This is a genomic window from Streptomyces sp. NPDC127108 (assembly GCF_042677545.1).
Taxonomy (GTDB): Bacteria; Actinomycetota; Actinomycetes; order Streptomycetales; family Streptomycetaceae; genus Streptomyces.
The window spans coordinates 35,370-56,234 of record NZ_JBHXTE010000041.1; the positions used below are offsets into that span (position 1 = coordinate 35,370).

Annotated in this window: 24 protein-coding genes; 12 read left to right on the forward strand and 12 right to left on the reverse strand. The window is 72.7% G+C overall.

The window, feature by feature from the left end; all coding sequences use genetic code 11:
• Window positions 1–5 precede the first annotated feature (5 nt).
• The 3 genes from ACFVHO_RS29975 to ACFVHO_RS29985 all read left to right on the forward strand — a co-directional run bounded on the left by ACFVHO_RS29975 (window position 6) and on the right by ACFVHO_RS29985 (window position 3,767).
• Complete coding sequence (locus tag ACFVHO_RS29975; RefSeq protein ID WP_385721265.1) at window positions 6–1,265, forward strand: acyl-CoA dehydrogenase family protein; 1,260 nt, start codon at window positions 6–8, stop codon at window positions 1,263–1,265.
• The gene (locus tag ACFVHO_RS29980) at window positions 1,262–2,311 is read left to right on the forward strand and encodes a Zn-dependent alcohol dehydrogenase (protein ID WP_385721268.1); all 1,050 of its coding nucleotides are present in this window, start codon (window positions 1,262–1,264) and stop codon (window positions 2,309–2,311) included. The genes ACFVHO_RS29975 and ACFVHO_RS29980 overlap by 4 nt, the downstream gene beginning before the upstream one ends.
• A 133-nt stretch (window positions 2,312–2,444) precedes the next feature.
• Window positions 2,445–3,767: an MFS transporter gene (locus ACFVHO_RS29985; protein WP_385721271.1), complete on the forward strand. Its 1,323-nt coding sequence runs from the start codon at window positions 2,445–2,447 to the stop codon at window positions 3,765–3,767.
• A 79-nt stretch (window positions 3,768–3,846) separates the two neighbouring features.
• Here ACFVHO_RS29985 and ACFVHO_RS29990 read toward each other — a convergent pair whose 3' ends face one another.
• Entirely contained in the window at window positions 3,847–4,419 is a 573-nt protein-coding gene (locus ACFVHO_RS29990) for a GNAT family N-acetyltransferase (RefSeq protein ID WP_385721274.1), read from the reverse strand.
• A gap of 57 nt (window positions 4,420–4,476) precedes the next feature.
• Window positions 4,477–5,517, reverse strand: coding sequence for a GlxA family transcriptional regulator (locus tag ACFVHO_RS29995; protein ID WP_385721277.1), 1,041 nt, complete (start codon window positions 5,515–5,517; stop codon window positions 4,477–4,479).
• Between the two features lie 60 nt (window positions 5,518–5,577).
• Here ACFVHO_RS29995 and ACFVHO_RS30000 point away from each other — a divergent pair, with 60 nt between their 5' ends.
• Window positions 5,578–6,987, forward strand: a complete 1,410-nt coding sequence (locus ACFVHO_RS30000) for an MFS transporter (protein ID WP_385721420.1) — start codon at window positions 5,578–5,580, stop codon at window positions 6,985–6,987.
• A gap of 71 nt (window positions 6,988–7,058) precedes the next feature.
• On the opposite strand, the gene ACFVHO_RS30005 is transcribed toward ACFVHO_RS30000, so the two are convergent.
• The 4 genes from ACFVHO_RS30005 to ACFVHO_RS30020 form a co-directional block, all read right to left on the reverse strand.
• On the reverse strand, window positions 7,059–7,730 hold the full coding sequence (locus ACFVHO_RS30005) for a flavin reductase family protein (protein WP_385721280.1): 672 nt from the start codon (window positions 7,728–7,730) through the stop codon (window positions 7,059–7,061).
• 76 nt (window positions 7,731–7,806) lie between these two features.
• A complete protein-coding gene (locus ACFVHO_RS30010; protein ID WP_385721283.1) occupies window positions 7,807–8,370 on the reverse strand; it encodes a MepB family protein in 564 nt (187 codons plus the stop codon).
• Window positions 8,371–8,390: 20 nt separating this feature from the next.
• The gene (locus tag ACFVHO_RS30015; protein ID WP_385721285.1) at window positions 8,391–8,570 is read right to left on the reverse strand and encodes a hypothetical protein; all 180 of its coding nucleotides are present in this window, start codon (window positions 8,568–8,570) and stop codon (window positions 8,391–8,393) included.
• Window positions 8,567–9,082 carry a hypothetical protein gene (locus tag ACFVHO_RS30020; RefSeq protein WP_385721288.1) on the reverse strand — a complete coding sequence of 172 codons (516 nt, stop codon included), beginning with the start codon at window positions 9,080–9,082 and terminating at the stop codon, window positions 8,567–8,569. Before ACFVHO_RS30020 ends, ACFVHO_RS30015 begins: the two co-directional genes overlap by 4 nt.
• Before the next feature lie 219 nt (window positions 9,083–9,301).
• Between ACFVHO_RS30020 and ACFVHO_RS30025 the strand changes: the two genes are divergently transcribed.
• Genes ACFVHO_RS30025 through ACFVHO_RS30035 form a run of 3 tightly spaced genes read left to right on the forward strand, consistent with a single transcriptional unit; the run spans window position 9,302 to window position 10,939 of the window.
• Window positions 9,302–9,565, forward strand: a complete 264-nt coding sequence (locus ACFVHO_RS30025; protein WP_385721291.1) for a hypothetical protein — start codon at window positions 9,302–9,304, stop codon at window positions 9,563–9,565.
• Window positions 9,534–10,064, forward strand: coding sequence for a DUF6879 family protein (locus ACFVHO_RS30030; RefSeq protein WP_385721294.1), 531 nt, complete (start codon window positions 9,534–9,536; stop codon window positions 10,062–10,064). The genes ACFVHO_RS30025 and ACFVHO_RS30030 overlap by 32 nt, the downstream gene beginning before the upstream one ends.
• Window positions 10,065–10,087: 23 nt before the next feature.
• Window positions 10,088–10,939, forward strand: coding sequence for a helix-turn-helix domain-containing protein (locus ACFVHO_RS30035; RefSeq protein WP_385721297.1), 852 nt, complete (start codon window positions 10,088–10,090; stop codon window positions 10,937–10,939).
• A 23-nt stretch (window positions 10,940–10,962) separates the two neighbouring features.
• Here the strand turns inward: ACFVHO_RS30035 and ACFVHO_RS30040 are convergent, their stop codons facing one another.
• The 3 genes from ACFVHO_RS30040 to ACFVHO_RS30050 form a co-directional block, all read right to left on the reverse strand.
• The gene (locus ACFVHO_RS30040) at window positions 10,963–11,808 is read right to left on the reverse strand and encodes an enoyl-CoA hydratase/isomerase family protein (protein ID WP_385721300.1); all 846 of its coding nucleotides are present in this window, start codon (window positions 11,806–11,808) and stop codon (window positions 10,963–10,965) included.
• The gene (locus ACFVHO_RS30045) at window positions 11,808–14,033 is read right to left on the reverse strand and encodes an acetate--CoA ligase family protein (protein WP_385721303.1); all 2,226 of its coding nucleotides are present in this window, start codon (window positions 14,031–14,033) and stop codon (window positions 11,808–11,810) included. Before ACFVHO_RS30045 ends, ACFVHO_RS30040 begins: the two co-directional genes overlap by 1 nt.
• A 331-nt stretch (window positions 14,034–14,364) precedes the next feature.
• Entirely contained in the window at window positions 14,365–15,561 is a 1,197-nt protein-coding gene (locus ACFVHO_RS30050) for a flavin-containing monooxygenase (RefSeq protein WP_385721306.1), read from the reverse strand.
• A gap of 243 nt (window positions 15,562–15,804) precedes the next feature.
• Here ACFVHO_RS30050 and ACFVHO_RS30055 point away from each other — a divergent pair, with 243 nt between their 5' ends.
• The 4 genes from ACFVHO_RS30055 to ACFVHO_RS30070 are packed head-to-tail and all read left to right on the forward strand — an operon-like array spanning window position 15,805 to window position 17,178.
• Window positions 15,805–16,023 carry a hypothetical protein gene (locus tag ACFVHO_RS30055; RefSeq protein ID WP_385721309.1) on the forward strand — a complete coding sequence of 73 codons (219 nt, stop codon included), beginning with the start codon at window positions 15,805–15,807 and terminating at the stop codon, window positions 16,021–16,023.
• A complete protein-coding gene (locus tag ACFVHO_RS30060) occupies window positions 16,005–16,466 on the forward strand; it encodes a Zn-ribbon domain-containing OB-fold protein (RefSeq protein WP_385721312.1) in 462 nt (153 codons plus the stop codon). Before ACFVHO_RS30055 ends, ACFVHO_RS30060 begins: the two co-directional genes overlap by 19 nt.
• A 33-nt stretch (window positions 16,467–16,499) precedes the next feature.
• On the forward strand, window positions 16,500–16,778 hold the full coding sequence (locus tag ACFVHO_RS30065) for a type II toxin-antitoxin system Phd/YefM family antitoxin (RefSeq protein ID WP_385721315.1): 279 nt from the start codon (window positions 16,500–16,502) through the stop codon (window positions 16,776–16,778).
• Complete coding sequence (locus ACFVHO_RS30070; RefSeq protein ID WP_385721318.1) at window positions 16,771–17,178, forward strand: PIN domain-containing protein; 408 nt, start codon at window positions 16,771–16,773, stop codon at window positions 17,176–17,178. Before ACFVHO_RS30065 ends, ACFVHO_RS30070 begins: the two co-directional genes overlap by 8 nt.
• 52 nt (window positions 17,179–17,230) lie before the next feature.
• On the opposite strand, the gene ACFVHO_RS30075 is transcribed toward ACFVHO_RS30070, so the two are convergent.
• Both ACFVHO_RS30075 and ACFVHO_RS30080 read right to left on the reverse strand, forming a co-directional pair.
• Window positions 17,231–17,734, reverse strand: a complete 504-nt coding sequence (locus ACFVHO_RS30075; RefSeq protein ID WP_385721321.1) for a GNAT family N-acetyltransferase — start codon at window positions 17,732–17,734, stop codon at window positions 17,231–17,233.
• Window positions 17,731–18,483, reverse strand: coding sequence for a pyridoxal 5'-phosphate synthase (locus ACFVHO_RS30080; RefSeq protein WP_385721324.1), 753 nt, complete (start codon window positions 18,481–18,483; stop codon window positions 17,731–17,733). Before ACFVHO_RS30080 ends, ACFVHO_RS30075 begins: the two co-directional genes overlap by 4 nt.
• Window positions 18,484–18,666: 183 nt before the next feature.
• Here ACFVHO_RS30080 and ACFVHO_RS30085 point away from each other — a divergent pair, with 183 nt between their 5' ends.
• Entirely contained in the window at window positions 18,667–19,512 is an 846-nt protein-coding gene (locus tag ACFVHO_RS30085) for a calcium-binding protein (RefSeq protein WP_385721327.1), read from the forward strand.
• Window positions 19,513–19,621: 109 nt separating this feature from the next.
• On the opposite strand, the gene ACFVHO_RS30090 is transcribed toward ACFVHO_RS30085, so the two are convergent.
• Window positions 19,622–20,704: a serine hydrolase domain-containing protein gene (locus ACFVHO_RS30090; protein ID WP_385721330.1), complete on the reverse strand. Its 1,083-nt coding sequence runs from the start codon at window positions 20,702–20,704 to the stop codon at window positions 19,622–19,624.
• Window positions 20,705–20,865 lie beyond the last annotated feature (161 nt).

Consider the following 20,865-nt stretch of genomic DNA (forward strand, 5'->3'; position numbering starts at 1 on the left):
GCGCCGTGGACTTCGAGTTCGGGGCCGCGGACGAGGCGTTCCGGCGGGAGGCGCGGGAGTGGCTCCAGGAGCGGCTGACCGGGGAGTTCGCGGGGGCCGCGGGGCGCGGTGGGCCCGGCAGCGAGCACGAGCGCGGCGAGGTGCGGCGGGCGTGGGAGCGGGAGCTGGGCCGGGGCGGGTGGATCGGCATCGGCTGGGACACGGGCCGGAGTGCCGACCGGGACACGGGCCGGGGCGCCGACGGGTCCGCGTACGGCGTCCGGCGGGCCACGCTGACCCAGCAGGTCGTGTGGGCCGAGGAGTACGCGCGCGTGCGCGCGCCGGGCCGGTGCGGCCACATCGGCGAGAACCTGCTCGCGCCCACCCTCCTCGCGCACGGCAGCAGGGAGCAGCAGGACGAGTTCCTGCCGGGCATCGCCCGCGGCGAGACCCTGTGGTGCCAGGGGTACAGCGAACCCGGCGCCGGATCCGACCTGGCGGGCCTGCGCACCACGGCCGTGCGGGACGCCGACGGGACGTACCGGATCACCGGGCAGAAGATCTGGACGTCCCTCGCGCACGAGGCGGACTGGTGCTTCGTCCTGGCCCGCACCGAGCCGGGATCGCGCCGCCACCACGGCCTGTCCTTCCTGCTCCTGCCCATGGACCAGCCCGGCCGCGTCGACGTGCGCCCGATCCGGCAGCTCACCGGCACCAGCGAGTTCAACGAGGTCTTCTTCGACGGGGCCCGCGCGCGCGGCGCCCACGTCGTCGGCGGCGAGGGCAACGGCTGGCGGGTCGCCATGGGCCTGCTCGGCTTCGAACGCGGGGTGTCGACGCTGGCCCAGCAGATCGGCTTCACCGAGGAGTTGGGGCGGGTCGTACGGGAGGCGCTGCGGGGCGGGACGGCGGCGGATCCGGTGCTGCGGGACCGGCTCGTGCGGCAATGGGCGGAGCTGCGGGTGATGCGGTGGAACGCGCTGCGGACGCTGGGGGACGGCGGCGGGGTCGCGGGGGCGCCCAGCGTGGCGAAGCTGCTGTGGGGCGGCTGGCACCAGCGGCTCGGCGATCTCGCGATGGCCGTACGCGGGACGGCCGCCGCCGTCGGACCCGCCGACTGGAGCGCGGAGTCCCCGTACGAACTGGACGCGCTCCAGCGCCTGTTCCTGTTCTCCCGCGCCGACACGATCTACGGCGGCTCGGACGAGATCCAGCGGAACATCATCGCCGAGCGGGTGCTCGGACTGCCGAGAGAGGCCAAGGGGCCGGTGAGGGGTACGCCATGAGGGGCGTGGTGTTCGACGGGGCGCGGGTCGAGGTCGTCGACGACCTGGAGATACGCGAGCCGGGACCCGGGGAGGTGCTCGTCGCCGTCGCGGCGGCCGGGCTGTGCCACAGCGACCTGTCGGTGATCGACGGCACCATCCCGTTCCCGCCGCCCGTGGTGCTCGGGCACGAGGGCGCGGGCGTCGTCGAGGCGGTCGGTCCGGGGGTCGCGCACGTCGCGCCCGGCGATCACGTGGCCCTGTCCACGATCGCCAACTGCGGGGCCTGCGCGCAGTGCCACCGGGGCCGCCCCACCATGTGCCGCAAGGCCATCGGGATGCCCCAACAGCCCTTCTCGCGCGCGGGCAAGCCGCTGTACCAGTTCGCCGCGAACTCGGCGTTCGCCGAACGCACCCTCGTCAAGGCCGTGCAGGCCGTCCGGATCCCCAAGGAGATCCCGCTGACGTCGGCCGCCCTCATCGGCTGCGGCGTCGTCACCGGCGTCGGCGCCGCGCTCAACCGCGCGCGCGTCGCCCACGGGGACTCCGTCGTCGTCATCGGCACGGGCGGCATCGGCCTCAACGTCCTCCAGGGCGCGCGCATCGCCGGGGCCACGACCGTCGTCGCCGTCGACGCCAACCCCGAGAAGGAGGCGGTGGCGCGGCAGTTCGGCGCCACGCACTTCCTGCCCTCCACGGAGGGCGTCGCCGACATCCTGCCGAACGGCGCCGACCACGCCTTCGAGTGCGTCGGCCGCGTCGAGCTGATCCGCCAGGCCGTCGACCTCCTCGACCGCCACGGCCAGGCGATCCTGCTCGGCGTGCCGCCCGCCACGGCCGAGGCTTCGTTCCTCGTCTCGTCCCTGTTCCTGGACAAGTCGATCCTGGGCTGCCGCTACGGCTCGGCGTGCCCGCAGCGGGACTTCGCGCTGTACGCCGACCTGTACCTGGCCGGGCGGCTGCTCCTGGACGAGCTGGTGACGCGGACGTATCCGGTGGCGGAGTTCGCGGCGGCGCGGGAGGACGCGGAGGCGGGGCGGGTGGCGCGGGGGGTGCTGGTGTTCTGAGAGCGCCGCGACCGGCGGGGACGCGCCCGAACACGTCCTCGCCGCAACCGAGTTGCCGTTCCGCGTTCCGACCCCTCACCCCTGAGACAAAAGCCGTGGGGCGATGTCAGTGGGGTGTCCTACCGTCGTACGCATGAGCTATCGGGAGATCGCGTCGCGGGGGACCCTCGCCTGGGCGGTCGTGGCCGTGGGCGCCCGGATGCCCGTGGCCATGGCGCCCCTGGCCGTGGTGTTCCTGGTCCGCGAGCGGGAGGGCGGGTACGCGCTCGGCGCGATCCTGGCCGCGGTGTACGTGATCGGAGAGATCGCGGGCGCCGCGTTCCTCGGGATGCGGATGCGAGCCGAGCGGGCGCGGCCGCAGCTGGCCGTCGGACTCGGCGTGGGCGCCGTGGGCTTCGCGGCCCTCGGCGCGCTGCCGGACGCGCCCGCCGTGGTGCTCGCGGCCTGCGCGTTCGTCGCGGGCGGCGCGCCCGGTGCGGCGCCCGGCGGATTGCGCGCGCTGCTCAACACCCTGGTGCCGGAGCGGGCCGTGGCGCAGGCACTGTCCGCCGAGTCCGTCCTGGTCTTCGGCATATGGGCCCTCGCGCCCGCGGCCGTCACGGGCCTCGCCCTCGGCGTGACACCCGGCCTGCCCCTGCTCCTCGCCGCCGTCCTCATGGCCCTGTCCGTGGCCGGGTTGTGGCTGCTGCCCGTCGGCTGGAAGGCGGACGCGTCCGACCGGGACGGCGAGCCGATGCTGCGCATCATGGCCCGCGCCTGGCCGGTGTACGTGACCGGGGCGGCCGGCCTGTCGCTGCTCGCCCTCGCGGAGCTGGTGCTGCCCGCGCTCCTGGAGCAGCGCGAGATATCCGTCGGCATGTCGGGCCCGCTGCTCGCCGGTCTCGCGGTCAGCTCGGCGGCCGGTTCGTTCGTGTACGGACTGCGGAAGTGGCCCGGCCGCCTGCGGACGCAGAGCCTGGTGTGCATGCTCGGCGTCAGCGGCTGCCTCGCCGTCGTCGCCGTCCTGCCCACGGCCATGTGGCTGGCGATCGGCCTCGCCTGCGCCGGTTTCCTCCAGGCGGGCTCGATGCTCACCCGCAACCTGACGTTGCGCGAGGTCCTGCCCCCGAGCGCGCTCGCGGCGGGCTATTCACTGATGTACGCGGCGGTGGGGGCGGGTTACGCCGTCAGTGGGTCCATGGCCGGGGGCCTCCTCAGCGTCACGACTCCGTCGACGGCCATCCTGGCGGGGGTCGCGCTGACGGTCGTCCTGACGTTGGTGGGGACCCTGGCGGAGGTGCGGCCGGGGCCGGTGGGGAGTGGGGGGCCCGCGGCTTCGGGGGGTGGGGGGCCGGCGGAGGCTTCGGGGGGTGGTGAGGCCGGGTCGGCGGACGGTGCGGACTCGGGGCGCGGTGAGGCGGGGCCGGTGGAGGGTGCGGTGGATGTGGAGAGCCCCGGGTCGGGGCGGAGGTGCTGAGGGGGCGGGGCGGAGGCGCTGGGCGGCCGGGGCGGAGGCGCTGAGCGGGGTCCCCGGGGTCCCCGCCCGCCCCCGCGGCTCAACCCGCCGACTCGGCCGCCGACTTCGACGCGCGCCACTCCGGGGCGAGGACCGACCAGATCTCCTCGTCGTACCGCTGCCCCCGGTACAGATAGCTCTCCCGGAGGACGCCGTCGCGGGTCATGCCGAGGCGGCGGGCGACGGCGATGCTGGGGGCGTTGGCCGAGGAGACCCACCAGTCCACGCGGTGGATGCCGCGGTGCTCGACGGCCCAGTCGATGAGGGCGCGGGCGGCCCGGGTCACCAGGCCCTTGCCGACCCCCGCGGGCTCCAGCCAGCAGCCCGCCTCCGCGGTGCGCTGGGCCACGTCCATGGTGCGCAGGATGACCGCGCCGACCAGCTCGCCGTCCAGGTGGATGCCACAGATCCGGCCGGTGTCGGCGGCGGCCTTGTCGGCGTACGCCTGGAGGTAGGCCCGGCTGGAGGCCAGGTCGTGGACGACGTCCGGCAGGCCGTTGTGCCGCCCGATGAACTCCCGCCCCCGGTCGATGTGGGCCAGGAACTCCTCGGCCTGCCAGGGCTCCAACGGGCGCAGCTCGGCGCCGTCGGCACCCAGGGATATCGCGTACATGGTCGGTACCTTCCCCGTGGTTCGTGGTTCGTGCGCCCATTATTGGCGGGCGCGCCGTCAGCGGTTCTGGTGCGCGTCCTCCGCCCGGAACGTCCGCCGGTACGCCGTGGGCGTCACGCCGAGCGCCGCCTGCAAGTGCTGCCGCATCGACTGCGCCGTACCGAACCCCGCGTCCCGCGCGACCTGGTCCACCGACAGGTCGCTGGACTCGAGGAGGTGCCGCGCCCGCTCCACCCGCTGCCGCGTCAGCCACTGCCCGGGGCTGACGCCGACCTCCTCGCGGAACCGCCGCGTGAACGTGCGCACGGACATCGCCTCCTGCTCGGCCATGTCCCGCAGCTGGATGGGCTCGTGCAGCCGCCCGAGGGCCCACGCCCGCGCCATGGTGGTCGTCGCCAACTGGGGTTCGGGGATGGGACGTTGGATGTACTGCGCCTGCCCGCCGTCACGATGCGGCGGTACGACGGTGCGCCGGGCGACCTCGTTCGCGACCGCGGTGCCGTGGTCGCGGCGTACCAGATGCAGACACAGGTCGAGGCCCGCCGCGACCCCGGCCGAGGTCAGCACGTCACCGTCGTCGATGAAAAGGACGTCCGCGTCGACCCTGATCCGCGGGAAGAGCCGCTGGAAGTGGTCCGCCGACGACCAGTGCGTGGTCGCGGGGCGCCCGTCCAGCCAGCCCGCGGCGGCCAGGACGTAGCTGCCGGTGCAGATGGAGACGAGGCGGGCCCCGGGCCGCAGGTGGGCGAGGGCGGCGGCCAGCTCCTCGGTGAGACGCCCTTCCTCGTACACGGGCCCCAGCTCGTACGAGGCGGAGACGACGAGCGTGTCCGCCTCGGCCAGCGCCTCGGGCCCGCGCTCGACGAGGATCGCGTAGTCCGCGTCCGTGCGGACGGGGCCCGGCGGCCGGGCGGAGCAGGTCACGACCTCGTACAGCAGCTCGCCCGCGGCGTCCCGCGCCCGCCCGAAGATGCGCTGCGGAATGCCCAGTTCGAAGGGGATGACGCCGTCGAGGGCGAGGACGACGACGCGGTGGCGTCGTGGTGTCCGTGTGGGCGCTTCCGCCTGCTCCGCTGCCTTCTCCCGAGCTTCGCTCATGGCCCGATCCTAGTGAATGCTGTCCTTCGGGCCACTCGATGGCAGGGGTCGCTGCTGCGGATGCTGTGTGACGTGAACGAGACAACCGATCCGCAGGTGCGGACCACTGGCGTGGAGCGGACGGACGGGCCCGAGCTGTCGAAGCCGCCACAGTCGCCGCAGTTGCCGCAGTCGCGGGAGCGGGAGCGTGAAGGTGGTGGTGGCCGGAGGCGGAAATTCCGGATCCACCGGGCCTGGTTCGTCGCAGCCGTCGCCTTCGTGACGATCATCGGCGGCGCCGCCTTCAACTCCCTGCCGGGCCTGCTCATCGACCCGCTGCACGACGAGTTCGACTGGTCGCGCGGCGAGATCGGCTTCGCGGTCTCGATCGACATGGCGCTGTACGGCCTGACCGCGCCGTTCGCCGCCGCGCTCATGGACCGCTTCGGCATCCGCAAGGTCGTGGTGGCGGCGCTGAGCCTGGTCACGGCGGGCGCGCTGCTCAGCGTATGGATGACGGCGAGCTGGCAGCTGATGCTCTACTGGGGCCTGCTCGTCGGCCTCGGCACCGGATCGATGGCGCTGGCCTTCTCGGCGACGGTCACCAACCGCTGGTTCGTGGCGCGGCGCGGCCTGGTGACGGGCATCCTGACGGCGGCGGGGGCCTCCGGCCAGCTGGTGTTCCTGCCGCTGTGCGCGTGGATCGTGGACGAGCACGGGTGGCGCCCGGCGTCGGTGACGGTCGCGCTGGCCGCGCTGGTCGTGGTGCCGTTCGTGTGGCTGCTGCTGCGGGACCATCCGGCGGACGTCGGACTCGCCCCGTACGGAGGGGAGTTCACGCCGAAGCCGGAGCCCACGCGGGGCGCGGCGCGGCGGACGCTGCGGGTGCTCGCGGACGCGGCGCGGACGGGTCCCTTCTGGCTCCTGGCAGGCTCGTTCGCGATCTGCGGCGCGTCGACGAACGGCCTGATCCGCACGCACTTCGTGCCGTCGGCGCACGACCACGGCATGCAGATCACCGCGGCGGCCTCGCTGCTCGCGGTCATCGGGATCTTCGACGTGATCGGCACGATCGCCTCCGGCTGGCTGACGGACCGCTTCGAGTCCCGCCGCCTCCTCGCGGTGTACTACGGCCTGCGCGGCATCTCCCTGCTCTTCCTGCCGATGCTGCTCGCGCCGACCGTGCACCCGCCGATGGTCTTCTTCATCATCTTCTACGGCCTCGACTGGGTCGCCACGGTGCCGCCGACGCTGGCGCTGTGCCGCGAGCACTACGGCGACGACAGCGCGATCGTCTTCGGCTGGGTCCTGGCGTCGCACCAGGTGGGCGCGGCGGTGGTGGCGTTCCTGGGTGGGGTGGCGCGGGATGTCTTCGGGAGTTACGACGTGGTCTGGTACGCGTCCGGGGCGCTGTGTGCGGCGGCGGCGTTGATGGTGTTGGTGATTCGGAGGCGGGGGGTCGGGGGCGGGGCGGCGGAGCTGGCGGCGTGAGGGCGGCTGCTTGCCTGCGCCTGCTTGCCCGTGCCTGCTTGCCCGTGCCTGCTTGCCTGTGCCCCGTGTGCCTACTTCCCCGCGTGCGGGGTGAACTCGCCGAAGGCGCCGCGGTGGAAGAGGAGGGGCGCGCCGGTGCCCTCGACGTCCCCTTCCGCGTCACCGCCCTCGCCGGTGCCGAGGGCTTCCACACGGCCGACGACGATGAGGTGGTCGCCGCCGGTGTGGACGGCGTGCACGACGCAGTCGATCCAGGCCGGGGCGCCCGCGAGCCGGGGCGACCCGGTGACGGGGGCGTCGTCGTATTCGACCCCCGCGAACTTGTCGGCCCCGCTGACGGCGAAGGCGCGGCAGAGGTCGCCCTGCCCGGCACCCAGGATGTTCACGCAGAAGACGCCCGCGCGGGCGATGCGGGGCCAGGTGGTGGAGGTGCGGGCCACCATGAAGGAGACGAGGGGCGGGTCGAGGGAGAGGGAGGCGAAGGATTGGCAGGCAAAGCCGGCGGGGCCCTGCGGGGGCGAGGGGGCCTCGGTCGCCGGAGCGGTCACCACGGTCACCCCGGTCGCGAAGTGCCCGAGCACCCGACGGAATTCAGCCGCGTCGACCGGCGCGCGCTCGTCCTCGCGGACGGCCCGCAGGTGGGGTCGCGGCAGTGCGTCGACCGGCTGGGCGGCGGTGGTCGGGGCCCCGACCGACCTGAGGTACCGGACGACGGTGGCGGCCATCCCTGCGTGTCCCATCATGAACCCATTGAAGCTGACGGCCCGTCAGATCGGAACCCCCGAAGCCCTGCAGCCGTGCGGAACCGCCCCAGCTCGCCTACGGGTGGTACAGCTTCCGAGCAAGCTCGACGTCGAGGCCCCCGCCCTCGGGCACCGGCAGGAAGCACTCCCGCTGCCAGCCCTGAGTGCGCTCAGCCTGACGGCTGGCCGTGACGACCCACGGCGGGTACACGCGGAAGCCCCGCTTCCCGCCCACACCGCCCTCGGACACGATGCCGCGCTCGCGAAGCACGCCCCGGGGAAACACGAACTGCCCGAAGTGCTCGCCCTCCCGGCTGCTGACGACGAACAGATCGACGGGGTCGGCGTCGTCGAAGGGCCGGATGGGCCCAGCCTCGGACCGCTGCCACACGGTGACGAACTGGCCGACCTTGGTGGGCGTCGTCTTGGCGACACGGAAGCGTACGGCCAGGCCGTCCAGGGTGAACGCGTGGGCTCCGTACTCGGCGCTCTCTGCCTCCGGCACCGGCTGGGAGCAGGTGAGGCCGAGGGGGTCGTAGAGGAGCGCCTTTGCGGCGAGGAGGTCGTCGTGGACGGGGCCGAGGCTGGTCCAGGGGGCGTGAGGGCCGGGGGGTGGGGATTCCCCGTGTTTCGTCGTCATTCGGCCATCGTGTCAGCCGGTCATGGCCACCGTGGCCGCCGGTTGTCGGCGGTGAGCCGGGCCGCGCGTACGGCTCTGCGTAGGCGGATGCCCTGGTCGCACTCGACGCCCGTACGGCATGCCGGGCAGTCGTCGAGGTGGCGGAGGTGGATCCGGTACAGCTCGTCCGCGTGTGAGGTGGGACCGTGGGTGACGGTCATGACTCGGTCGCCTTCAGCGTCTCGGCGAGCGTGAGCAGCGCGCGCAGGCGGGCGGTGGAGCACAGGTTTCCGGGGTGTCGCGGGGGCACGACCCAATGGGTGATCAAGGAGAGGTTCCCGATGCGTGGGACGACGAGGAAGCTGCCCTTGCCGAGGCGTTCCTCCTTGCCGTTCCACTCGGCTCCCGGCGCCACGAGTACGTAGTAGTCGCCGCTGGACGCCCGCAGGTCGCGGACCACGGGCCCGCAGAGCCAGTCGTCGAGGGCGGCGGCCACCGTCGCCGGGTCTTCGCTGCACACGGAGCGGTGGATGCGTGATGCCGGGACGCGTACCGCGTCGAACCGCACACCGAGAGGCAGCAGCGACACGCCTCGATTCGCCCAGTCGGTCACGGCCTCGCGTGGGGATGGATGGGCCCTCGCGAGCCAGTCGGAGATGGCGCCGCGGTCGGGCGTCCGCTCCCGTTCGCTGCTGCTCCTCGGGCCTCGCCCGGGCGCCGTAGCCTCGCCCATGTCGACTCCTCAATGGTCGGCCACACCCCGGGACTGTTCGCGCGGCCGCCGGGGTCTTCGCTGCCTCTTTCGACGCTAGGAGCGAGACGTGAGCCGCCGCCAGGAATGTGCACCGATGTACACGCCAATATCTATGGCCTGGTGAGGCTCTTGACCGTCTGGCTCCGGGGACTGACAGTGGTGTTCATCCGTGCACACCACTCCCCAGTGGAGGCAACCATGGCGTTACGGTTCATCGGGATCGACCCCAATACTGGTGACGGAGAGAGCCCAACCGTGTGGGTCGACCAGGCCAAGGGCGAGATCGTCATTCAAGGGTGGAAGCCGGAACCCGAACTGAAGGATCAGTGCGCGGCGTTCGAGGTGCCGGGCCACTCCGCCGGCATCCCGGAGCACGAGCAAGTGGTGCGGGTCCCGGCCCGCATGGTCGCGATGCTGAGGGAGGCGTGCGATGTCGTCGAGCAGCGTGCCGACGTTCCCTGAACTGCTGGGCAGCGCAACGGAGTCGGCGGTTCATCTGGAGATGCGTGACAGCTACGCCGTGGACTACGAGTCGGAGCCGTTCGCCCGCTGGCGTCAGGGGTTCCGCCATGACCCGGCGGACCGGCCCTCGTGGTGGCGCCCCTGGCTGGACCTCATCCAGGAGACCGTCGGACGCGGCGTGGCGGTGCGTCGCGCCCGTATCGTGTCCGAGCCGGTGAGCGAGTACATCCGGTACGAGCACTCGGGCACCTTCACGAACGTGGCCGCAGGCGAACAGGTGCGGTGGCTGCCCCGGCGACGTGCCTCCGATCTCGCCCTGCCAGGAAACGACTTCTGGCTGATGGACGGTCGCGTCATCCGGTGGAACCACTTCACCGGCGATGGCGCCTCAGCAGGCGGGGAGATCAGCACCGACCCCGCAGCGGCGAAGCTGTGCGCCGACGCCTTCGAAGCGGTGTGGGAGCGCGGGGTCCCGCACGACGAATTCCGGATCGACTAGCGCGAAGGCGAGCAGGTCGGCTCATGCCCATGTCCCCGTCGTCCGCGGCACAGGCGGCACGCGAGAGCGTCGCCCAACGTCTGAGGGAACTCCGTCTGGACGCAGGAATCACCGGGTCCGAGCTGGCCTCTCGCTGCGATTGGTCTCATCCCAAGACCTACCGCATCGAGAACGCGCGTACGCCGCCGTCCCTGGACGACATCCGCCGTTGGTGCGGGGCATGCGGCGTGCCCGACCAGGCCGGCGACATCATCGCCCAGTCCCGCAATGCCGAATCCCTGTACGTGGAATGGCGCCGAAAGTCCCGCGCCGGACTGAAGCAGCTCCAGAACAGCTACCTCCCGCTGTTCAAATCGACCAAGCTGTTCCGCGTCTACTCCGCGACCCTGGTCCCCGGCCTGCTCCAGACGGAGGGATACGCGACGGGCCTGCTGTCCTCCATCACGGAGTTCCGGGACATTCCCAACGACGTCGCCGAAGCAGTCGCCGCCCGTCTCGCGCGTTCGCAGATCCTCCATGAACCGGGCCGCAGGTTCGTGCTGCTCATCGAGGAGGCCGCGTTGCGGCACCAGGTGAGCGACTCCGACTCGATGGCCGCCCAGTTGGGCTACTTGCTGACAGCAGGCGCGATCTCTTCCGTGGCCCTGGGAATCATCCCGATGTCGACCACAGGCCGATCCATCTGGCCGATGGAGACGTTTCACGTGTACGACGACACCCTCGTGTCCGTCGAACTGCTCTCCGCCCGAGTCACCGTGACGCAGCCGAGCGAGATCGCCCTCTACGAGGAGGCGTTCGATCAGCTACGTGCCATCGCTGTCTACGGAGCCGACGCAAGGGCGTTGATCGTGAAGGCAATCGAAGCCCTCCAGTGAGCGCGGCATACTGGAACGCCCCCTCACCTCCCCCGATAAACAGCCCCCCGCCTCTCCACAAACGCCGCCACCCCCTCCTTCGCATCCGCCGACGCCATATTGATCTCCACCGCCGCGGCCTCCGCCGCCAACGCCGCCGCCCGGTCCGAGTCCAGGGACGCGTTGACCAGTTGCTTGGTGAGGGCCAGGGCCCGGGTCGGGGACGTGGCCAGGCGGTCTGCCCAGGACTGGGCCGTCTTCTCCAGGTCCGCGTCGGGGACCACCCGGTTGACCAGGCCCAGGCGTTCCGCCTCCGACGCGGGGAGTGCGTCGCCGAAGAACATGAGTTCCTTGGCGCGTTGGGGGCCGATCAGGCGGGGGAGGAGGTAGGCGCCCGCGCCGTCGGGGACCAGGCCGCGGCGTACGAAGATCTCTATGAAGCGGGCTGACTCCGCGGCCAGGACCAGGTCGCAGGCCAGGGCGATGTGGGCGCCGAGGCCCGCCGCCGTGCCGTTCACCGCCGCCAGGACGGGCTTCTCGCAGTCCAGGATCGCGGTGATCAGGCGTTGGGCGCCTTGGCGGAGGGTGCGGGAGATGTCGCCCGCCGTGCGTTCGGGGCCCTCCGCCGAGGCGCCGGTGCCGCCGGTGGGGGGCGGGGGTGTGCCGGGGCCGCGCAGGTCGGCACCCGTGCAGAAGCCCCTGCCTGTCGCCGTGAGGACCACCGCTCGGATCGAGGGGGTCGACGTGGCCTCTTCGAGGAGGGTGATCAGGCGGTCCCGCTGCTCCGCCGTGATCGCGTTCAGGACCTCCGGGCGGTTGAGGGTGATCCAGGAGACGCCGTTGGGGGTGAGGGTGTGGAGGAGGACAGGGGTGGGAGTCGGTGTGGGCATCAGTGGCACACCGCCAGCGCGTCCAGCGCCACCGCCCCCTGCCCCCGCGGCAGGACGAGGAGGGGGTTGATGTCCAGTTCGGCGAGGGTGTCGCCCAGTTCCAGGGACATGCGCTGGACCCGCAGGACGACCTCGACCAGTGCGTCCAGGTCGGCCGGTGGCGCGCCGCGGACGCCGTCCAGGAGGGCCCGGCCGCGTAGGGACGACAGCATGCGGCGGGCCTCCTCCTCGCCGAACGGGGGGACGCCCACCGCGACGTCGCGCAGGACCTCCACCAGGACGCCGCCGAGGCCGACCGTCACGGTGGGGCCGAAGAGGGGGTCGGGGGAGATGCCGACGACCATCTCGACGCCGCGTTCGACCATCTGGCAGACGAGGACGCCGTCGAGGTCGACGCCTTCGTAGCGGGCGATGTCGGTGAGGTCGCGGTAGGCGTCGCGGACCTGGCTCGCGGAGGTGAGGCCTACCTTGACCAGGCCGAGTTCGGTCTTGTGGGCGATGCGGGTGCCGGAGGCCTTCATCACCACCGGGTAGCCGACCAGGCCTGCCGCCCGGACCGATGCCGCCGCGCTGGTCACCAGCTGTTCGCGCGGCACCCGGATCCCGTACGCCCGAAGGAGCTGCTTCGCCGCGTGCTCGCTGAGCCGCTGGCCAGGACGAAGGAGCGCCTGAGCCTTGCGGTAGGAGGGTGAGACGGCGCGCGGCGCCTCGTCGAAGGGGGAGCGGTAGGAGGCGGTGAAGCGGTGGTGGTCGAGGTAGGCGCGGACGGCGCCGATGCAGTTGGCGAAGGTGCGGAAGGTGGCCACGCGGGACGAGCCGAGCAGCGTCTCGCGGTACGCCGCCTCCGTACCCAGCGGTGAACCCCACACCACGCACACCAGCTTGTCCGTCTGTTCCGCCGCGTCCACCAGGTCCTGCGCCAGCTTGTCGCTCATCGGCGGGAAGGGGCCCGTGATGGGGCAGATGAGGACGCCGACCTCGGGGTCCGCCAGGATCGCGTCGATGATCTTCCGGCCGCGCCAGTCGCCCACGGGGTGGCCGCCGTTGTCGACGGGGTTGGCGACGTTCAGGTAGTGCGGGATCCAGTCGTGGAGTTCGGACTGTTTCGCGGCGGAGAGCGTCGGCAGCCGCAGGCCCGCCTCGGTGGCCAGGTCGGCGAAGTGGGCGCCGGTGCCGCCGGAGATGGAGTACACGACGACTCCGTCGGCCCGGGGCGGGCGCGCCCGCGCCAACAGCGTGGCGGTGTCCTGGAGTTCGTCCAGGCCGTCGACGCGGATCACCCCGTACTGCCGCATCGCCGCGTCCACCACCGCGTCGGCCCCGGTCAGCTTCCCCGTGTGGGAGGCCGCCGTGCGCGCCCCCGTCTCCGTCCGGCCGACCTTCACGGCGACCACCGGCACCCCGCGCCGCGCCGCCCGGTCGGCGGCGAGCAGGAACGAGCGGCCGTCCTTGAGCCCCTCCACGTAACAGGCGATGGCGCCCACCTCGGGCCGCTCCGCGAAGTACGAGAGGAAGTCGGCCGTCTCCAGGTCCGCCTCGTTGCCCGTCGGCGCCCAGTGCGAGAGGCGTACGCCGAGCTCCTGGAGCGTGAAGACGGGGCGGCCCTGGTGGCCGGACTGGGTGATGAGGGCGATGGCCGGGCCTTCGAGGTCGTCGCGGAACCGCTCGAAGGCGTTGAGGTTGGTGTTCGGGCCGAGCAGGCGCATGCCCGAACGGCTGACGGCCGCCGCGAGCCGCTCCTGCGCCAGGGCGCCCGCCTCGCCGGTCTCCGCGAAGCCGGACGCGAACGCCACCGCGAACTTGGCCTTCGCCTCGGCGAGTTCCTCGATCACCGGCAGCGGGTCGCCCACCAGGAGCACCGCGAGGTCGATCGGTTCGGGCAGGTCGGCGACGGACGGGAAGCAGGGCCTGTCGAACACCGAGGCGCGGGTGGGGTGCACCGGGTGCAGCCGGGCTCCCACGCGCTCCGCCCACGCCACGAGCTGGCGCGTGATGCCGGTGTTCGGCCGCCCCTCCGCGTCCGAGGCGCCGATCACGGCGACCGACTCGGGGCGGAAGAAGCGGTCCAGGTCGGGTACGTCGGCGGCCAGCGGCCGACCGCCGACGTCCAGGTCGCCGGTCGCCGCGGCGCGGCCGTGGACGGTGGCGGCGGGGAGGTTGCCGCAGGCCACCGCGCGGGCGCGGCGGGGGTCGGAGGTGAAGGTGCCGTATGTCGATCCAAGCATCGGTCCGCCCGCTCCTGTGTGACAGCAACATAACTGACGCATAGTCAGATTACTGAACTGACGCTGTGTCAGGAATGGGGCTGCGGGTTTTGTACGACGGCGCGGGGGAGGCCGACTTGCCGTGGCACGGGAGCTGCCCTGGTGCGGTGAGTGTGTGGGGTGCGTGGCGCGCGGGGTGCGTGGGGTGGCTTCGTTTTCGGGTGCGTGGCGTACGTGACGTACGTGGTGCTGCCGTGGTGGGTGCGACCGGGGCGTACGCCCGGTAACACCGGTACCACCACGGAACCGCAGAAGCCCGCCCGTGCCAAGGGTGCGGAGGCGAACTGGCCGGTTACTTACGGCGCTTCGCCACCGCCCCGGCGATCTTCCCCGCGTCCCTGGCCAGTTCCCGGAGCATCCCGCTGATGGGGTTGGTGAAGCCGGTGAAGTACAGGTCGGGGGCCTCGGGGGCGGTGCGCGGGCCGTGCACGCGGGGGCGGCCTCGGCCGTCGAGCACGCCGAGGTGGCCGAGCAGGGGCTCCAGGGCGCGGACGTAGCCAGTGGCGGCGATGACGGTGTCCGGGCCGACGCGGGTGCCGTCCGCGAGGACCACCTTGTCGTCGTCGAAGGACTCGACGGCCGCGACGGGCTCGACCCGCCCCTTGCGGACGGCGTCCACCAGGCCGACGTCCTGCACCGGGATGGCGCCCTCGCGGGCCCGTGTGTACAGGCCGGTGGCCGGACGCGGAAGGCCGTGCGCGGACAGGTCGGGCACGCTCACCTTGGCGACGGCGCGGCCCAGGCGGTCGACCACGGGCACCGGGAGCCTGCGGCACAGGATGCCGGAGCGCTGCGCCGGCCATCCCGCGGTGGAGCGGCGCAGGATGTGCGGCGCCGTGCGCACCGCGAGCCGCACCCGCGCCGCGCCGCCGTCGATCAGGTCGACGGCTATCTCCGCGCCGGTGTTGCCGACGCCGACGACGAGCACGTCCTTGCCCGCGTACGGGGCGGGCTCGCGGTAGGCGCTCGCGTGCAGCAGATCGCCGGTGTACGTGTCGTGGCCCGGCCAGTCCGGCAGGTGCGGGGTGTGGTTGTGGCCGGTGGCGACGACGACCGCGCTGCCGGTCAGCTCGCGGCCGCCGGTGGCGTGCAGCAGCCAGGCCGTGCCGTCGGCGGTGCGCTCCAGGCGGGAGACCTCCACGCCCGTGACGACTTCCAGCTCGTGGTACTCCGCGTACTTCTCCAGGTAGCGGATCACATTGTCGCGCGCGACCCACCTGCCGAAGGAGCGCGGCATCGCGAGACCGGGCAGGCCGGACAGGCGGCGGGTGGTGTGCAGGCGCAGACGGTCGTAGTGGGCGCGCCAGGAGGCGCCCACGCGGTCGGACTTCTCCAGGACGACGGCGCGTACGCCGCGTGCGCGCAGGGCGGCCGCCACGGAGAGTCCGCCGGGGCCGCCGCCGATGACGTACACCGGGTGGTCACCGGCCGGGCGGCCGGGCGCGGGGCGCTGTTCGCGGCCCGCTGGGGGGTTGGTGGAGTCGGCCATGTTCTGGAGAGTAACCACGCCGTCACTTGATGGGTGACGCACAAGTCTGAAACCGGTTGCGATCCGATCACGTGTTCCCGAAGCCCGCCGTGCCCCCGTCTTGCGCCCCGCCGCCCGGTGCGCTGAACTGACGTACCGTCAGAAAGTCTCGCCCCTTGCCCGGAACATGCCTCTGTGAGGCGTATGCGGCGCGAGCGGCCGGGGCCGACGGGCGTTGACGTGGAGGACTGGGGAGGTCACGGCGTGGAAAGGATCTTGCTCGGCATCTCGCTCGGCGACGGGGCGCGGCTCGCCGTGCCCGGTGGCGGGCTCGGACCGGGGCGGTCGGCGTGCGGGCGGCGCGCGGGCGAGAAGGGCTGGTTCGAGCGGGGTGCGGGCGAGGAGGGCTGGTTCGAGCGGAGTGCGGGGGGAGTCGGGGGCGCGGGCGGCGCGGCCGGGCGCGGGTGGGGGGTGCTCCGGTGAGCGGGGCGGAGGCTCCGGGCGTGCGTTTCGACCTCCCCGAACCCGATCCCTTCACCCGGCCCTACTGGGACGCCGCCGCCGAGGGCCACCTGCTCGTCCGCCGCTGCCACGCCCCCGCCTGCGGCCGCGCCCACCACTACCCGCGCGAGTTCTGCCCCCACTGCTGGAGCGAGCACGTCACCTGGGAGCGCGCGAGCGGGCGCGCCACCCTCTACACCTGGTCCGTGGTCCACCGGAACGACCTGCCGCCCTTCGGCACCCGCGTCCCCTACACCGCAGCCGTCGTCGACCTCGCCGAGGGCCCCCGCATGATGACGGAACTCGTCACCCCCACCGACGGCCCCCGCCTCACCCCGCGCCCCGGCCTCCCCCTCCAGGTCACGTTCCGGGAGTGCGCCGAGGGCGTGATGGTGCCGGTGTTCCGGCCTCGGGGGGATGTGTAGCGCCCTGTGTCCCACGGTGCTACGCTCGGCGTCATGAAGACCATCACGCAGCGCGAGTTCCGGAACAACTCCGCCGCCGTCATGGACGCGGTCGAGGCGGGCGAGACGTACCACATCACTCGTAGCGGCATAGAGGTCGCAGAGCTGCGCCCCCTCTCCCGCCGGCGAGAGCTGAGCGCGGAAGAACTCGTCGCCCGTGCCCGCAAGCTGCCGCGTATCGACCACGGGCAGATGCGTCGTGAGGCCGACGAACTCTTCGGCGGCGAGGACCGCATTGGCGACGAGGACCCATGGGGGGCCACTCGTGACTGACCGGCGGCACCCGATCGGAGTCCTCGACACGTGCGTGTATGTCGATCTCGCGGACCTTGACCCCGCGCGCCTGCCCGCCAGGCCGAAGCTCACCGCGGTGACGATGGCGGAGCTTCAGCAGGGTGTCGCCATGGCCAAGGACCCCGGTGAGCGGGCGCGACGCACAGAGAGGCTCGCGGACGCGGTTTCGGCCTTCGACCCGCTGCCGTTCGACGGGGCGGCGGCCACGCGGTACGGGACGCTCGTGGCACTGGTCCTCGCAGCCCGCCGGAATCCGCGCCCGCGCAGACTCGACCTGATGATCGCCGCGATTGCCTCGGTCCAGGGAATCCCGCTCTTCACGCGCAACACCGAGGATTTCAAGGGCCTGGAGGAAGCCGTGACCGTCGTGGCCGTGTGACTCCTCGGGCCCCTCCGGACGCGGCCGTCGTGCCCGCCCGGCCAGCCCGGACTCAGAAGCCCCCGACCCGCTTCACGTACCGATGGCACGGCACATGGATCGGGCCGCTGTCGCTCGCCGCCAGGTACTCGAAGAGGCCCTCGTCGGTCCAGCCGCTGCGTTCGTAGAACCTGCGGGCCCGCGCGTTGCCGTTGACCACAGCCAGCCAGGCGCGGGTGTGGCCCTTCGCCGCCACCCGGCGCTCCGCCTCGGCGAGGAGCGCGCGGGCCACGCCGGTGCCCCGGTGGCGCGCGTCGACGTACACCTGCTCCACCTCGTCGTCCACCACCATCACGAAACCGGCCACTTCGTCGCCGACCGTTGCCACCGCCGTGTCCGCGACCCGCTGCGGCGCCCGCAGCCCGAACGACTGCGCCGTGCGCACCGCCATCAGCGCCGCCGGTACGTTGCCCAGGTGGCCGTCGGCCCAGCCCTCGTGCCAGATCCGGGCGATGGCCGCCACATCGGCCGGTGTCGCGGGGCGCAGGGCCACCACGGGTTCCTCGTGGGTCGTCACGGCCACATCAACTCCCTTGACCAGCCCCCGTTTTCAGCCGCACGGTAGCGCAGCCGCACATGCCGCCTCCGCGCGTCTCCCTGGAAGAATTCCACCTCTTGCGGCGCCAGTACGTACAGCGTCCAGCTCGGCGCGTCGGCGTCCGGTTCCCGCGCGGCCCGCTCCCACGCCGCGTCCGAGGCCCGCGCCAACTCCTCGTACGCCGGAAGGCCTTCGCTCTGCCGCCCCACGAGCGCCGCCGCGAGCGCCCCCGCCGACCTCGCGTGCAGGTCGGCCAGGGCCTCGGCGTGCGGGGCCGTCCGCACCGGGCCACGCACCCTGACCTGGCGTCCTTGCGCCGCCCAGTAGAAGTGCAGTGCCCCGTACGGGTGTGCCGCGAGCTGTCGGCCCTTGACGCTCGTCGCGTGCGACGCGAAGTGCCAGCCCTCGTCGTCGACGTCGTGCAGCATCACCGTCCGCACGTCCGGGTCGCCCGCCGCGTCCACCGTCGCCAGGCCCATCGTGTGCGGCTCCGGCTGCCCCGCCTCCGCGGCCTGCGCGAACCACCGGTGGAACAGGCCCACCGGGGCGGGCGGCGCCTGCTCCGGGTCGAACTCCGGCAGCTCCTCGAACTCCGGCAGGCGGACGTCCCACACCTTCTGGGCGCGCAGCAGCCGCCGGAACTCCGACGCGGGCGTGACGGGGGACGTGGACTCGGGTGCGGCGGCGGGCTCGGGAGTGGCGGGGGACTCGGACGTGGGTGTCGTCATGAGGGGATTGTCGTCCCACCCGCCCCCGTACTGGCCCGTGGCGCCGCCAGGGCGTCCACGTCCCGGCAACGGCGTGGACCGCCTATGTTCATGATCAACTGCACAACTCCCTTCATATGCCTCTGGTCTAACGGGACATACAGAAGCACCACGGCACACAGACACCTCGAAGGGCACTTCCGCATGCGCACCTACAGGACCCTCACTGCCACCGCTTCCCTCGTCCTCGCCCTCGGCGGAGCCGCCCTCGCGGCGCCCGCCGCCCAGGCCGCCCCGACGACCTCGGCCGCGATCGTCCACGACGGCGACGAACTCCTCTACAAGGCCACCCCCGGCCAGAAGAACCAGCTGAAGGTCGACGAGAAGATCGTCAGCCGCGGGGAGTTCGAGCAGTACTTCGAAGTCACCTTCCGCGACCGCGCCGCCATCACCATCAGCGCCGCCGCGGCGGAGTGGGACGAGTGCGCGTACCCCACGCCCAGCGACCGCACCGTCGTCCGCTGCGCGTTCGAAGTCCCCCTGGGCTCCGACGACTCGGACACCTACCAGGTCGACCTCGGCGACCGCGACGACACCGCGACCCTGCCCGCCGACGGCGAGGCATGGGGCCGGATCCACGGCGGCAAGGGCGACGACCGCCTCAAGGGCTCCGCGAACGTCATGCTCCACGGCGACGACGGCAAGGACCACCTCGACGGCGGCGGCGGCCCCAAGGGCTTCGGCTCGTACGGCGGCGCCGGGAACGACACCCTGATCAACTGCGGCCAGGACTGCTTCGGCGGCCCCGGCAACGACTCGCTCACGGGCAACCGCGAGGAGAACAACCTGCACGGCGACGACGGCAACGACGTCCTGCACGGCAAGTCGGGCGCCGACACCCTCTACGGCGGCAAGGGCAACGACAAGCTGTACGGCGAGGCGGGCAACGACTCGCTGTGGGGCAACAGCGGCGACGACGTCCTGTGGGGCGGCACCGGCACCGACAAGCTCTCGGGCGGCGCCGGCCGCGACGAACTCCACCAGGGCTGACCGCACCAGGGCTGACCGCACCAGGGCTGACCGCACCAGGGCCGCACCAGGACCGACGCGTCCCGGGCGTGTGTGGGGGAGCGGGGGCTCCCTCACACACGGCGCCGCGTCACCGCCTCCGCGTCACCGCCTCCGCGACCCGCTGCGTCATCGTCGGCTGTCCGGCCGCGCTCGCCCCGACGGGGTTGTACGCCAGGACGAACCTCCGCCGACCGTCCACCGTCGAGAACGCCGCCGACGCGTAGCCGTACTGCTCGCCCGTCTTGCCCCACAGCTCCACGCCGTTGACCGTGGCCGTCTGCAGGCCCGCGCCGTACCGCGCGGGGGAGCCGTCCACCATCCGTACCTCCTTCGGCGGCAGCGTGTGCATGAGCCGGAACAGGTGCGGCGGGAGCAGGCGGCCCGCGAACAGCGCGGTCAGGAAGCGGTCCAGGTCGTCGCCCGTGGATATCAGCTCGCCCTCGCCCCACGAGTAGGACTGGTCGTACTCCGTGAAGTCCTTGAGGCGCCCGTCGGCCATCTTCAAGTAGCCACGGACGTGCGGGCCGTGGATGCGGGGGTCGTGTCCCGGTGACGCGACCTCCGTCAGGCCCAGGGGGCGGGTGACGCGGCGGTGGATCTCCTCCCCGTGCGAGCGGCCCGTGAGTTCGCGGATCAGCAGGGCCAGGAGGACGTAGTTCGTGCCGCGATACTCCTGCGCGCTGCCCGGACGGAACTTCATCCGGCGCTCACGCGTGACCGTCGCGAGCAGGCGCTCCGGCGTCCAGCGGTCGTGTCGGTGTGCGTCTATCGCCTCCGGCGTGGACAGGTCCGGCACGTCCGGGCCGCTTTCGCTCGGCAGGCCGCTGGTGTGGTCGAGAAGGTGGGTTATCCGTATCGGCGCGTAGGTGTCGGGGAGCAGGCCCGGCAGGTACCGCTGCACCGGTGCGTGTAGTCGCACCCGGTCCTCGGCCGCCAGCTGCAGCACGACCGTCGCCACGAACACCTTTGTGACGCTGCCGATCCGGAAGCGGTCGTGGCGGCCCACCTTCCGGCCCGTCGTGATGTCGGCGACGCCCGAAGTCCCGTACCAGGCAGTGTCCGTGCGGCCCTCGGCCTCCGTGCCGCCCACCCGCAGGTGCGCCGCCGTCGCCGGAGGGTGCGACAGGTCCGCTATCGCCGCCCGCAGCACCGCCGGGTCCAGCGGCGCCAAGTCGTCACCCCCACGGGGGCCACGTGCCTTCGGCCTGGCTGTGAAGGCGTGTGCCGTCCCCGCTGTCGCGGTCGCGGCAAGCACACCACCAGCGACCGTGCCCCGGACGAGGGTTCTGCGGGAGGGGCGGAGCCGGCGCCCCGGCGCGGACGAGGAACACG

What these genes read in the sequence shown, in the direction of transcription:
- ACFVHO_RS30045 (WP_385721303.1), bottom strand. Translation starts at nt 14,033, where the DNA reads ATGCTTGGATCGACATACGGCACCTTCACCTCCGACCCCCGCCGCGCC.
- ACFVHO_RS30085 (WP_385721327.1), top strand. Translation starts at nt 18,667, where the DNA reads ATGCGCACCTACAGGACCCTCACTGCCACCGCTTCCCTCGTCCTCGCC.
- ACFVHO_RS30025 (WP_385721291.1), top strand. Translation starts at nt 9,302, where the DNA reads ATGGCGTTACGGTTCATCGGGATCGACCCCAATACTGGTGACGGAGAG.
- ACFVHO_RS30080 (WP_385721324.1), bottom strand. Translation starts at nt 18,483, where the DNA reads ATGACGACACCCACGTCCGAGTCCCCCGCCACTCCCGAGCCCGCCGCC.
- ACFVHO_RS30020 (WP_385721288.1), bottom strand. Translation starts at nt 9,082, where the DNA reads ATGGGCGAGGCTACGGCGCCCGGGCGAGGCCCGAGGAGCAGCAGCGAA.
- ACFVHO_RS30000 (WP_385721420.1), top strand. Translation starts at nt 5,578, where the DNA reads ATGCTGTGTGACGTGAACGAGACAACCGATCCGCAGGTGCGGACCACT.
- ACFVHO_RS29980 (WP_385721268.1), top strand. Translation starts at nt 1,262, where the DNA reads ATGAGGGGCGTGGTGTTCGACGGGGCGCGGGTCGAGGTCGTCGACGAC.
- ACFVHO_RS30005 (WP_385721280.1), bottom strand. Translation starts at nt 7,730, where the DNA reads ATGATGGGACACGCAGGGATGGCCGCCACCGTCGTCCGGTACCTCAGG.
- ACFVHO_RS29995 (WP_385721277.1), bottom strand. Translation starts at nt 5,517, where the DNA reads ATGAGCGAAGCTCGGGAGAAGGCAGCGGAGCAGGCGGAAGCGCCCACA.
- ACFVHO_RS29990 (WP_385721274.1), bottom strand. Translation starts at nt 4,419, where the DNA reads ATGTACGCGATATCCCTGGGTGCCGACGGCGCCGAGCTGCGCCCGTTG.
- ACFVHO_RS30030 (WP_385721294.1), top strand. Translation starts at nt 9,534, where the DNA reads ATGTCGTCGAGCAGCGTGCCGACGTTCCCTGAACTGCTGGGCAGCGCA.
- ACFVHO_RS30015 (WP_385721285.1), bottom strand. Translation starts at nt 8,570, where the DNA reads ATGACCGTCACCCACGGTCCCACCTCACACGCGGACGAGCTGTACCGG.
- ACFVHO_RS30040 (WP_385721300.1), bottom strand. Translation starts at nt 11,808, where the DNA reads ATGCCCACACCGACTCCCACCCCTGTCCTCCTCCACACCCTCACCCCC.
- ACFVHO_RS30050 (WP_385721306.1), bottom strand. Translation starts at nt 15,561, where the DNA reads ATGGCCGACTCCACCAACCCCCCAGCGGGCCGCGAACAGCGCCCCGCG.
- ACFVHO_RS30065 (WP_385721315.1), top strand. Translation starts at nt 16,500, where the DNA reads ATGAAGACCATCACGCAGCGCGAGTTCCGGAACAACTCCGCCGCCGTC.
- ACFVHO_RS30010 (WP_385721283.1), bottom strand. Translation starts at nt 8,370, where the DNA reads ATGACGACGAAACACGGGGAATCCCCACCCCCCGGCCCTCACGCCCCC.
- ACFVHO_RS30035 (WP_385721297.1), top strand. Translation starts at nt 10,088, where the DNA reads ATGCCCATGTCCCCGTCGTCCGCGGCACAGGCGGCACGCGAGAGCGTC.
- ACFVHO_RS29985 (WP_385721271.1), top strand. Translation starts at nt 2,445, where the DNA reads ATGAGCTATCGGGAGATCGCGTCGCGGGGGACCCTCGCCTGGGCGGTC.